The sequence below is a fragment of the Pseudomonas viridiflava genome (assembly GCF_001642795.1).
GTDB classification, from domain to species: domain Bacteria; phylum Pseudomonadota; class Gammaproteobacteria; order Pseudomonadales; family Pseudomonadaceae; genus Aquipseudomonas; species Aquipseudomonas viridiflava.
The window spans coordinates 1-1,316 of the sequence record NZ_LKEH01000005.1 but is presented as its reverse complement, the minus strand read 5'-3'; the positions used below and the strand labels follow the sequence as shown (position 1 = coordinate 1,316).

The following is a 1,316-nucleotide window of genomic DNA, read 5'->3' as shown; positions in this document are numbered from 1 at the left end:
GGCAAGGCACGACGGTCGACCTTGCCGTTGGCGGTCAGCGGCCAGGCATCCAGACGCACCAGTGCGCTGGGCACCATGTAGCCCGGCAGCACCGCCAGCAAGGCCGTGCGCAGTTCGCCCACATTCAAGGTGGTGACATCTGCCCGTTCGGTGAAGTAACCCACCAGCCTCGGCTGGCCCGGCTCGTCTTCACGGGCAACGATCAAGGCTTCCTCGATGCCCGGCAACTGGCTCAGTTGGGCTTCGATCTCGCCCAGTTCGATACGTACACCCCGGATCTTCACCTGATCATCGTTACGGCCGAGGTATTCCAGCGTGCCGTCGGCGTTCCAGCGCGCCAGGTCGCCGGTGCGGTACATGCGTGCTTCTGGATTGTTGTGAAACGGATCACGCAGGAATCGCTCGGCGGTCATTTCCGGCCGGTTCAGGTAGCCGCGCGCCACGCTGTCACCAGCGACATACAACTCGCCTGCCACACCCAAAGGCACCAATTGCTGACGCTCGTCGAGCAGGTACACGCGGGTGTTGGCGATTGGTTTGCCGATGTCGAGGCTGCCGTCGGGCAGCAAACGTCCCGAAGTCGCCACCACCGTGGCCTCGGTCGGGCCGTAGTTGTTGATCACGGCAAAGCCCGGATCGCGGTGGAACTGGCGCAGACGGTCACCGCCGATCAACAGCGTACGCAAGGTTGGATGGCGCAGGTCACGGCTGAAGGCGTATTCGGCGACTGGCGTCGGCAGGAACGCGACCTGCAGCGGCTGGGCGATCCACCAGTCGAGCAAGGCATCGAGCTGTTCGTTGCCCACGTCCGCCGGCGGCAGGTGCAGGGTCGCCCCGGCGCACAGGGCGGGCCAGACTTCCCAGGCCATGGCGTCGAAACCGAAGCCAGCGACGCTGGCGGTGTGGCTGCCCGCCTGAAGATCGAAAGCCTGGCAGTGCCAGTCGATCAGGTTGTTCAGCGTGCGATGCTCGACCATCACGCCTTTCGGCTGGCCGGTGGAGCCCGAGGTGTAGATCACGTAGGCCAGATTCGCAGAAGTCAACCCTGCCACCTGCGGGTTGTCCAGACGCTCCGGCCAGGTTGGCTGATCGAAGGCAATCACTGGCGCAGCCAGTTCCGGAACGCGAGCCAGCAATGCCTGTTGGGTCAGCACCACTTTCGGCGCGCTGTCGCTCAGCAGGTAAGCGATGCGCTCGTCAGGGTGTGAAGGATCCACCGGCACGTAACCGGCCCCCGACTTGAGCACCGCGAGCATGGCCACCAGCGTATCGAGGCCGCGACGGGCCATGACGGCCACGCGGTCGTCGGTGCGCAC

1 protein-coding gene is annotated in these 1,316 nt (G+C 65.0%); it reads right to left on the bottom strand.

Annotation, left to right across the window (positions count from 1 at the left end):
* On the bottom strand, positions 1-1,316 hold a 1,316-nt coding region (locus AO065_RS00030), incomplete at both ends, for an amino acid adenylation domain-containing protein (RefSeq protein WP_155517810.1).